Genomic DNA, 9878 nt, shown 5'->3' with positions numbered 1-9878 from the left:
GCGCGGAGCGAGGGAAGAGCGAAGAGAGAAGGAGGTAGACAGCTTGTGTTAAGTTGGGAGAAGACCGGAAAGGTTAAAGAAAGAACAAGAAGAAAGAGAAGATAGAGAATAAGCAGATACACTGTGGAAAGCAAGAGCAAGAGCAAGAGCAAGAGCAGAAAGTAGGAAAAAGCAGTGTATAGACAGGATAATCCTGGCGGCAAGAATGCAATAGCACCACCTGACTCCATGCCGAACTCAGAAGTGAAATGTTGTCATGCCGATGGTAGTGTGGGGATTCCCCATGTGAGAGTAGGTCACTGCCAGGTTATAAATTAAAGGAAGGAACGCTAACCGAGAGGTTAGCGTTTTTTTTTAGTTACTACTTTGCTTTCTTACAAGAAAGCAGTAATGCAACACGACATATGTTCCGCCTAAATCAGCCAATAACCAATAATATGATGTATCAAATTTCCTGTATTCGCCTCTTCCATTACCTAACAACCGAAAATGAGAACATCGGATCAGCGGCATTTGCAAGAAAGCGACAGGTGCTTAAAGCGATTAGATGGGTTATGTAATATTTTGGATAAGAATTTATGGCTTCAAATAGAAACCATAAATGTATATTAAAGATCTCCTTTCCTGTCTTTGCGTAACGACTCCTCAATTTCTTTAATCCAGTTAAGTTCAAATTTCGTAAAACCAGCTTGTAAGCGAGCATCTGTATTAATTACCCCTTTGAAAATAACAATTCGATATTGACGCAGAAGCTTGGAAAAGCTGGTAAGAGGATCAAGATTACGTTGTCGGCAAAGTGCATGATACCAATGATTGCCGATAGCGACGTGTCCGATCTCTTCCTTGAGAATAATAGTGAGAATCTCAACTGCACGCCAATCTTTACGCTGAGCCATTTTTTCTCGTAATGGTGGTGTAGCATCTAAACCACGAGCCTCTAATACACGAGGGACTAATGCCATTCGTTGCCAAATATCGTGGGCTGTGGCTTGTGCCATTTCCCATAAACCAGCGTGCGCCTCAAAATCACCGTAGTGGTAACCGAGCGATTGCAGATGTTGTTTAACCAGTGAAAAATGATAAGTTTCTTCGTGTGCCACTTTCAGCCAATCTTTAACAAAAGCAATGCCTTGCCCAAGTTGTTGCTGTGCAGCACGGCCAAAACGCCACGCCGCATCTAAGCCAAGGTTAATTGCATTGAATTCAATATGTGCAATAGCGTGAAAGATAGCGGCGTAACCTTCAGCACTGGAAAACGCCCGTTTCGGTACATCTTGTGGTGCGACTAATTTCGGTTTGTCAGGAATCCCAACAATTTCATCTTTTGGTGTAACTATTGGATAATTATCAATATTTTCAAGTAGTTGCCATTGCCAATTTTGTACCATTAATTGATTTACTAGCTCACATTTTTTTTGAGGCTCTTTTTCCGACAATGCGCTAGTGATTGCTTGCCAAAATGGGATGATTTCAGGTGTCATATTATTCCTTTAATTTATTTTGTTGATGAAGCGGCGATAATTTTTTTCTCTAAATAAACAATCATTTGCAGTGCGATATCCAGTTTACTGGTTTTTTCGATTAATTCTAAACCGGGGCTAGCGTTAACTTCTAAGATCATTGGGCCTTGATGAGTGCGGATAATGTCTACGCCGGCAATATCTAGCCCAATGACTTGTGCTGCTTTAATAGCTAATTGTTGTTCTTGTGCCGTTAAAGTTGTTGGCACAGCACTGCCACCGCGATGGAAATTGGCTCGAAACTCACCGAGTTTGCCTTGACGCTCCATTGCGCTAATTACGCGATTTCCAATCACAAAACAGCGTAAATCATCACCTTTAGCTTCACTGATAAATTGTTGTGCTAACACCGGAATATTGGCGTGTTTTAGAGTTTCCAGCACACTGGTGGTGCTGTTGTTTTCCGGCATTAACATTACTCCGATACCTTGTGCACCGGTCAATGTTTTTAAAATTGCCGGAGATCCAATATTCTGCGAGATTAATTCTGCATTCACTTCATTACCACCTAGAGTGGTTGTTGGCACTGGTAATTGATGTTGATGTAGCACTTGCAGGCTTTGCCATTTATCGCGTGCAAGAGCAAAAGATTGCGAACCGTTAAGAATTGGTGTGCTGAGTGTTTCAAAATAACGTAGAACTCGGCACCCCATTTCAGTACTGGTAGTACCAAAACGAGGGATAACACCATCATAATGTGGTAATGGTTGATAATCTTGTGTATCTATAGCCTGATAATAAAGGCGAGGCGTGCCTTGATGAGGCAGTTGTAGAATACAGCGATTAGGATCGAGAATATCCATTTGGTGACCGCTTTCAATCGCTGCCTCCTGCAAACGTACACAGCTATAAAGACGAGGCTCACGGCAGAGCATTAGTAGTTTCATCAAAACTCCTTTGGAACAACATCTTATGTTGATTTTTGCATTGAGACATTATTTTTTAGCAAAGCCTTGTTGATGCAAATAAGGCAGTACACCTGGGCGAACAGGTTTATCCAACGCTTTGATGACGTTTTTGCTCCAGTTGTTGTCAATATTGCTTCGAGCTTGGTAATAGTCGGCAGTGAGTTGATCAAATTCAGCTAATTTGCTTTTATCTAACGTTTGATAGTGATTTTCAAAAAACATCATTTCATTTGGCAAACGTGGTTTTAGCGGCGGATCCTGATTCGGGTAACCTAAACACATTCCGACTAAAGGCAGTGTATGTTTTGGCAGTTGCAATAATTCCCCAACTTTCGCCATCTGATTACGCAAAGAGCCGATATAAACACCACCTAATCCGAGTAATTCAGCACTCGCTAAAACATTTTGTGCCATAATGCCGGCATCAACTGCTCCAATTAACAGCACTTCAGTCCATTCCAGTTGTGCTTGTGGGAAAATGTCAGCGTGTTTGGCAAAGTCGATACAAAATACCCAAAATTCAGGAGCTGAAGCAACATATTGTTGATTAGAACACCATTCCATCAGTTGTTGACGCATTGTCTGATCGGTTACGTGAATAATAGAAACGCATTGTAAGTGGTTGGAGGAAGAGGCCATTCTAGCAGATTGAATCAATTGCTCACGCAAGCTGGCATCAATTTCTTTATCTAAAAATTTACGGATAGAACGGTGATGGTGTAATGTTTTTATTGCATCTACAGACATAAGTTACTCCCTTAATAAAAATTTTTTCAATTAAAACGATTTTAATTGATATGATATACCAATCGCTATAATGCTTAAAATAATTTCACGTTCTTATTTATCTTGCGATACAATAATGGCGTTTTTATTAATTAATTGAATAAGGAGTCAATAATGTATACAGTAATTTTTGGTCGTTCAGGTTGCCCATATTGCAGAAGAGCAAAAGAGTTGGCAGAAAAATTGAAAAACACCGTTGAGGATTTTGATTATCGCTATGTTGATATTATCGAAGAAGGTATCAGTAAAGCAGATCTTTCTAAATCTGTTGGTAAACCGGTGGAAACTGTGCCACAAATTTTTATTGATGAAAAACCAATCGGCGGTTGTACTGATTTTGAAGCATTAATGAAAGAAAAATTTGGCGTTGTCGCTTAATGTTAAATTAGGTTTATCAGAAAACAAGTCGTTGATACCCCACGTTGAGTGGGGTATTTTTATTTAAGCAAATCAGAAACTAAATCAATCACTTGCTGATTTTCTTGTTCAGATAATTTCCCCTCTTTGGCAAATCGGACAATACCATTTTTATCTAATACTAAAATTAGTGCATTTTCGGGTTGTAATTGCCAATGCTGTTTGACTTTGCCATTATCATCAACAACCACCATCGTGTAAGGAAAATCTTTTTTACCACGTTCGGTTTTGCTTTTTGCCATACTGCTCATACCAAGTGTAGCATCTGCGATATTAACAATTGTGGTGGTTTGATATTTATCGTGTGGAAATTTGGCTGCTTGAATTTTGTCCATTAATGGGTCATTCATTGATTTTACGGAGATACGCCCTGCCATATGTTGAACAACACGCACTTTACCATTAAGATGATCACTATTCCACGCTTGATATTGCACGTTATTGCCGTGAAGCAATACTTCTCCACTTTGCACATCGCTAATAGTCAAGGGGGCTTTACCAATTACTAAATTATGTGCGTTTGCTATAAAAGGTAAAGTAGTAGCCGTTAACATCAAAAAAGTTTGTAATAATTTCATCATTATCTCACAGTAAAATAGGAAAACATTATTTTAACAGGGAAACTGCTTTTCAAAAATCACTGTTTTGTTTGCATCAAAATGAGTATTTTATTCACTGCTCAAATTGTCCGCCACCACTTCCGCTTGTTTCAATACAAATTCAATGGCGTCCGTTGCCAAATCAGGTGGGTATTTGTATTTCAGCAAAGCTCGGCGGATTAACACACGCATTTTGGCTCGCACGGCTTCTTTATGCTGCCAGTCGATGGTGACGGATTTACGCAGTTGGGCGGTGATTTCTTTGGCGAGGGCGGTGAGGGTAGCATCTTCCATTTTTTCCACCGCACTTTGATTTTGGATTAAGGCATCGTAAAACGCTAGCTCTGTATCGCTTAGTCCTAACGAGCTACCACGCGAGAGGTGTTGCTCGAAGTCTTTCGCCATTGCCACTAATTCTTTGATGATTTCCATTACGCTTAAATTGTGGTTGTGGTATTGGTTCATCGCTTCTTTGAGCCGTTGCTCGAAAGTTTTTTGCGTGCCGAGATTGTTCTGTGCTTTGTTTTTAATGGAAGATTTCAGGTAGCCTTCAATGGCTGAGAGCCATAAATCGGGCGTGTCGCTGGCTTCCACTCTGCCCATAAATTCTTCGGAAAGCAGAGAAAGATCGGGGCGTTCTTCTTCCATTAAGTCGAACAAATCCACCACGCCGTCTGAACGCACCGCTTGGTTGAGCAGGGTAACCAGTTTTAATTGCCGCTCTTTGGGTGAGTTGGGGCGGTGCTGTTGCTCAGGCTTCACAATAGTGGCACGCACGGCATCATAAAAGGCGATTTGCTGGCGGTAGGGCTGGATTTCTTCCATTGAGCCACACAGGGAAAAGCCTTTTTTCGCCAGTCGCACCGCTTGCAGAAAGGCATTTTTGCGTGGGGTTTTCTCCCCTTGTGCGGATTTTTGCGGATAAAGTGCGGTGTGATTTTCCGCTGTTTTTTGTCGATCTAAGGCTAAAATATGGTTCGCCGCGTGGCAGATGGCATTGAGTAATTTTTCAGGCTCGCTAATGTGTAATGCCGCTGTTAAATCAAAGGGTTTGCCGTCCACAGGGCTGGCGAATTGCCCACGAATGATGTCTAGATATTCCAACATTTTTTGGAAAACTTGATGAATATCAGTGGTAACGGCATCTTTGCCGCCTGCGTTGGTGTATTGCTGGGTGGCTTTTTTCAGCTCCTCCGCCAAGCCGATATAATCCACGATCAAGCCGCCATTTTCACGGCTTTTGTTGCGAAAAACACGGTTTACCCGTGCAATGGCTTGCATCAGGTTATGCCCTTGCATTGGCTTGTCGATATACATCGTATGGCAACAAGGGGCATCAAAACCCGTGAGCCACATATCCCGCACAATCACCAGTTTGAGCGGATCATCGGGGTCTTTAAAGCGTTTTTCTAACTGCTTTTTCTCGGTGAACGGGTAAACGTGGGCTTGCATTTCTTCGGAATCGCTAGCACTGCCCGTCATCATCACTTTCACCACGCCTTGATTGACATCATCGCTATGCCAATCGGGGCGTAATTTAATGATTTCATTATATAATTTCACGCAAATACGGCGACTCATCACCACCGCCATCGCCTTGCCGTCTGAAAGTTGATTGCGTGCTTCAAAATGTTGCACCAAGTCTTGGGCGAGGTGGGCGAGGCGTTGTTCTGTTCCCATTAATTGTTCCAGCAAGCGGAAAGAATAACTCTCTTCGTCTTCCTCTAAAATGGCTTGGGCTTCTTGCACGGCGTGATGAAACTGCTGGCTTTCTTGCAAGGGAATTTGGCGTGCTTCGTAAATAATCGGCACGGTCGCCCCGTCTTCCACCGCGTCTTGAATATCGTAAATGGAAATATAACGCCCGAATACCTCTTGCGTATCCTTGTCCTCAAGGCTCAACGGCGTACCCGTAAAGCCGATAAAACTGGCGCTGGGCAGGGCGGCACGCAGGTATTTGGCATAGCCATCACGATATTGCCCTTGCTGGTTGATTTTTTGCGAAAAGCCATATTGTGAGCGGTGGGCTTCATCGCTGATCACAATAATATTGCGGCGGTCATTGAGGACGGGGTGTTGCTCCTCGCCCTCACGCAAGCCGAATTTTTGAATGGTGGTGAAAATAATGCCACCGCTTTCTCGCTTCGCCAGCTCCGCACGCAATTCTTCCCGACCGTTGGCTTGAATGGGGGCTTGGCGGGTGATGTCTTGATCTTGGCTAAAAGTAGCAAATAGCTGACCGTCTAAATCATTGCGATCGGTAACCACCACAATGGTGGGATTTTGCAATTCAGGCTGGCTGATGAGTTTGCCGACATAAAACAGCATCGACAGCGATTTGCCCGAGCCTTGCGTATGCCAAATCACGCCGATCTTGCGACTATCGCCCAAATAGGCGGCAATGGTGGATTCTACCGCTGCATTCACGCCGTAAAATTGATGATAAGCGGCGATTTTTTTCACTGTTTGTCCACGGCTATCGCTTTCAAACACCACAAAATCACGCACATAATCGAGCAACACCGCAGGCGAAAACAGCCCTTGCAACAGCCCTGTTTGCTCATTTTCAAAAGGAATGCGTTGGCTTTGCTGGCTTTCGTCCACCACTTTCCAAGGCAAAAAGCGTTGAAAATCCGCCGTGAGCGAGCCAAGCCGAGCGGTTGTGCCGTCTGAAATCACCATTAATTGATTGAATACAAATAAATCGCTGATTTCTCGTTTATAGGTTTGCAACTGCTCAAAGGCTTTATCAATGCCAGCATTCACCTTGAGCGGATTTTTTAGCTCAAAAATCGCCATTGGTAAGCCATTGATAAAACACAAAATATCAGGAATGCGTTTGCCTTTTGTGCCTTGAATTTCCAACTGATTAATGGCATAAAAACTGTTTTGCTCAGGCTGCCTGAAATCCACCAACAACGCCACATCGTGCTTTTCCTGCCCGTTTTCCTGATAATGCACAGCCACCCCTTGTTTCAACTGACGATAAAACCGCTGATTACGCTCCGCCAGCGGTGCAATATCACTTTTACACACCTCCGCCGCCACCTCTTCCAACACCGCAAGCGGCAAATGGGGATTAATCCTCGCTAAGGCTTCCAACAGCAACGGCTTCAACACCACCGCCTGCGTCGTCTCCCGCCAAGGATAAGTCAAGCCCTCTAACACCTCCTTGCCATAGGCATACCGCCAGCCCAGCGATTGCAGCTGATCCAGTGCTAAATTTTCAATGGTGGATTCGTTGATTTTCATAGTTTTTTACCTTCTTAGATAAAACAGTAGTTTATGTTATGTAATTATAAGTACCCATAAAATTAACAACTTAAAATAATAAATAATTACAATACTATTTTTTTTATTTTTAGTGTCTTTTATTTCCTTTAAATCTTTGAATAAATTTTAGATACTAATAATTATCTAGCTTATATTGGCAGTGTGAGCATATTTCATCTAAAATATCTGTCGTCTCTTCGCATAAGGGGCATATATGATTGGTTTCATATCCACAATTTGCACACATATTTTCTTCATATATGTATGTTCCTTCGTAACATTCAGGGCAATGAGTCAGAGGATCATCTCCTCCTTCTCTTATAGCTAAATGTCTAGCTATGGAATAATAATTTTCTATAGCTGTGATAATAATTTCTTCGTAAGAAAATTTGTTTTTACAAGATTCGCATATATAATTTACTGTATTAGCCTCGCAATTTGATTTTTCAGGAAGAATACATTCTGAAGCACATTCGGGGCAACTTGCTTTATTTATTATAATATTAGCTACGGTATCATTTAAAAATGATAAGGTCTCTAAGTGTTTTTGACAAAATTGTTTATGCTTCATATATATTTCAGTTTCTTTCATTAAAAAACTCCAATGTTCAACACCAATTAATGCCTGAGGGTTTTTTTCTAAGTGAATTGTAATAAAATCTTGCATTATTGGAAAAAGTGTAGATATTACGTTACGGATTGAATCAATATTTGTTTTTTCGAAGTAATGTTCAATATTATTTCTTATTTTATTTGCTCTATCGAACTCTTCCCAGTTGACTGAGATATTCAAACTTTTAAACCTTTCTTTGATAGACTGAACATCAACCGTCTTTTCTCCTTTTCCTTCCCAGATTATTTCATTATTATCATTTAAAATGGGGCGAATAGATTTTTTTATTAATATCTCATCACTTTCTGATGGGCTTAGTAGTACAAGTTTATGCTTAAATAATAAAAGTATACCAGCAAATAAATTTCTTATTGATGAATAAGCTCTTTTAGGATTTTCAGGAATTTGTTGAAAATCTTCAATACCTAGTTGAATTGATGAAATTGCATTTTCTAAGATAGTCATAGTATCTCCTTAATAAACTTTATAAGGTGAAAAGAAAAAGTATAATTAATTTTGTGTTGCTCATAACTCAACCTCCCCATTTAAAAGTTTTGGTAGTAGTTCATCTCTAATTTTTTCCAATGTTGAATTTTCATTTTTATTTTTATCTATAACTTGATTGAATAAGATAAATTTATGATTGAAAATTTTAATTAGATTACTTGGTGGAATAATTATTTTAATGTTTTGAAATTCATAAGGTTTTAGGGATTGTCTAACACTACCGCTAGATAATATCTTTATACTATCTTTGATGTAATTAGTGTTCATTATTAACTCCAAAAACCAATGATAATGTTCTTTTGGAGTAAAAACCTCATAAACTGGGCTAACTGCTCCAATAAAATTTTCTTTGTGTAATCCAATTGAACCAATATTTATTCTCGATGGATTATAGGCAAAATCCAAAGGATAAACCTTTAAGTATTTCTCGATATTTTTGCTATAAACTTGTTTGGAGAAATACTCTTCTGAACGAATTAGTTCTCCACTAGATATTGCAGATAAAACAATGGCATTTTCATTTCTTATTTTTTCTCTTCGTGAAGCTGAGATTGTTCCAATCGTTCCAGCCTCCCACCCCTTCGGCACTAATCCCATTTCACTTTCCACAAACTCGCTAGGGAAAGCTCTCGCGGTTTGTTGGAGTTGGTGATAGGCTTCGGGCGCGGTGTGTTGAAGTGCGGTGATTTCTGCAAGGTTTTTTCCGCTAAGGCTTGCCATTGTGACAAGTTCGGCTTGCTCTGGGCTTGCTCCTGAGGCTAAGGCGTTGGCTTTGGTGTGTACGGGGGCGAAGTCGATAAACCAATGCTTGAAAATCGCCTGTGCGATTTGTTCTAGAGTTTGGTTGGTTTGGGTGTTGAGTTCTATTTTTTGATCAAAGGTAGATAAGTATTCTCCAATTTTTTCACGATCTTTTTGTAATTTAGGTATTTTAATTTTTATTGAATGGGCGTTATCTCTGTTTAGTCCTGGTACGGCACTATCAGAATTCATATTATTTAAATCTAGAGTTTTAAGAAGAAAATAGGTGAATTTTAATTCGGATAAACTTTCTTTAGTTATATAAAAGGCTGTATCAATTGCCCAAAATGGTATTTCTGATAGGTGAATAGCACCGACACTTCCTTTTCTACCTATAATTATGCCGTGAGATGTAACATTAGGTTCTTTATGATAACCAACAATACCATTTGAACCATATACAGGGTATATGCCATAAATTCTTTTAGTCTGTGGCAATCCTTTGTAGTGGTAC

Annotated in this window: 8 protein-coding genes and 1 rRNA gene; 2 read left to right on the top strand and 7 right to left on the bottom strand. The window is 40.3% G+C overall.

All coding sequences use genetic code 11. From position 1 onward, the window contains the following. Window positions 1-192: 192 nt before the first annotated feature. A 5S ribosomal RNA gene (gene rrf, locus QV04_RS11020) occupies window positions 193-308 on the top strand. 300 nt (window positions 309-608) lie between these two features. On the opposite strand, the gene QV04_RS11015 is transcribed toward rrf, so the two are convergent. The 3 genes from QV04_RS11015 to nfsA are packed head-to-tail and all read right to left on the bottom strand — an operon-like array spanning window position 609 to window position 3175. Further along, window positions 609-1481 carry a ferritin-like domain-containing protein gene (locus QV04_RS11015; RefSeq protein WP_065231727.1) on the bottom strand — a complete coding sequence of 291 codons (873 nt, stop codon included), beginning with the start codon at window positions 1479-1481 and terminating at the stop codon, window positions 609-611. A gap of 14 nt (window positions 1482-1495) precedes the next feature. Then, entirely contained in the window at window positions 1496-2407 is a 912-nt protein-coding gene (locus QV04_RS11010) for a RimK family alpha-L-glutamate ligase (protein WP_065231726.1), read from the bottom strand. A gap of 48 nt (window positions 2408-2455) precedes the next feature. Continuing rightward, the gene (gene nfsA, locus QV04_RS11005; RefSeq protein ID WP_065231725.1) at window positions 2456-3175 is read right to left on the bottom strand and encodes an oxygen-insensitive NADPH nitroreductase; all 720 of its coding nucleotides are present in this window, start codon (window positions 3173-3175) and stop codon (window positions 2456-2458) included. A gap of 153 nt (window positions 3176-3328) precedes the next feature. On the opposite strand from nfsA, the gene QV04_RS11000 reads away from it, so the two are divergent. Next, window positions 3329-3592: a GrxA family glutaredoxin gene (locus QV04_RS11000; protein ID WP_039132950.1), complete on the top strand. Its 264-nt coding sequence runs from the start codon at window positions 3329-3331 to the stop codon at window positions 3590-3592. 59 nt (window positions 3593-3651) lie between these two features. Here QV04_RS11000 and QV04_RS10995 read toward each other — a convergent pair whose 3' ends face one another. The 4 genes from QV04_RS10995 to QV04_RS10980 all read right to left on the bottom strand — a co-directional run. Further along, entirely contained in the window at window positions 3652-4209 is a 558-nt protein-coding gene (locus tag QV04_RS10995; protein ID WP_065231724.1) for a YtfJ family protein, read from the bottom strand. 90 nt (window positions 4210-4299) lie between these two features. Then, window positions 4300-7482, bottom strand: coding sequence for a type I restriction endonuclease subunit R (locus tag QV04_RS10990; protein WP_065231723.1), 3183 nt, complete (start codon window positions 7480-7482; stop codon window positions 4300-4302). 154 nt (window positions 7483-7636) lie between these two features. Then, window positions 7637-8581, bottom strand: coding sequence for a hypothetical protein (locus QV04_RS10985; protein ID WP_065231722.1), 945 nt, complete (start codon window positions 8579-8581; stop codon window positions 7637-7639). Window positions 8582-8641: 60 nt separating this feature from the next. After that, window positions 8642-9878, bottom strand: a 1237-nt coding sequence (locus QV04_RS10980) for a restriction endonuclease subunit S (protein ID WP_065233466.1), incomplete at its 5' end; no start/stop codon positions are given.

It is taken from the genome of Gallibacterium genomosp. 1, from assembly GCF_001678575.1.
Lineage (GTDB): Bacteria > Pseudomonadota > Gammaproteobacteria > Enterobacterales > Pasteurellaceae > Gallibacterium.
This window is presented reverse-complemented; position numbering and strand designations above follow the sequence as displayed.